An 809-nucleotide genomic window follows, 5' to 3' on the forward strand; every position below is an offset into this window, starting at 1 on the left:
TGGAAGTGCCTGCCATTCGTGCTGTATGTGGATCAGACTTTAAGACGATAACTCCTGGCATACGCCCGGCAGGTAGTGCTGCAGGCGATCAGTCGCGTGTGCTTACACCTGAGCAAGCCATTGCCCAAGGCAGCAGCTACATTGTTGTTGGACGTCCTATCACCGCAGCAGCAGACCCACGTGCCGCAGCGGAACACATTATTGAGGAGATGATACAAGTATGACCACATTCAATAGTATCCCCGAGCAAATCGCATCCCATCTGTTACGTATTCAGGCGGTGGCATTGCGCCCGCAACAGCCTTTTACATGGACATCCGGCATTAAATCGCCAATCTACTGTGACAATCGTCTGACCATGTCCTACCCGGAGGTACGCGAGCTGATCGCAGACTCATTTGCTGCCCTCATTCGTGAGCAATATCCCGAAACCGAAGTCATTGCAGGGACAGCTACAGCAGGGATTCCTCATGCGGCCTGGGTGGCGCAAAAGCTAAATCTGCCAATGGCCTATGTGAGGGACAAAGCCAAAGGACATGGGAAAGAGAACCAAATTGAAGGCCGCATCGGCGCAGGACAAAAGGTTATGGTCATCGAGGATCTCATTTCTACAGGAGGCAGCTCCATTAAAGCAGCACAGGCCGTAGCACAAGCAGGCGCTCAGCCGTTAGCGGTACTAGCTATTTTCAGCTACCAGCTAGACAAAGCGACTCAAGCCTTTGAAGAAGCAGGTGTGGAGCTGCAAAGCCTGTCCAATTATACAGCCCTGATGAACGTTGCCTTGCGTGAAGGAACTATTCAGGAAGAAG

The 809-nt window shown here is 52.0% G+C and carries 2 protein-coding genes; both read left to right on the forward strand.

What is annotated here, in order from left to right:
- Positions 1–224, forward strand: a 224-nt coding sequence (locus GRP75_RS28375) for an orotidine 5'-phosphate decarboxylase / HUMPS family protein (RefSeq protein WP_202404361.1), incomplete at its 5' end; no start/stop codon positions are given.
- Positions 221–809, forward strand: a 589-nt coding sequence (gene pyrE / locus GRP75_RS28380) for an orotate phosphoribosyltransferase (protein WP_160791048.1), incomplete at its 3' end; no start/stop codon positions are given. The genes GRP75_RS28375 and pyrE, both read left to right, overlap by 4 nt.

Origin of the sequence: Paenibacillus sp. OT2-17, assembly GCF_009827695.1 — a bacterium.
Lineage (GTDB): Bacteria > Bacillota > Bacilli > Paenibacillales > Paenibacillaceae > Paenibacillus > Paenibacillus polymyxa_B.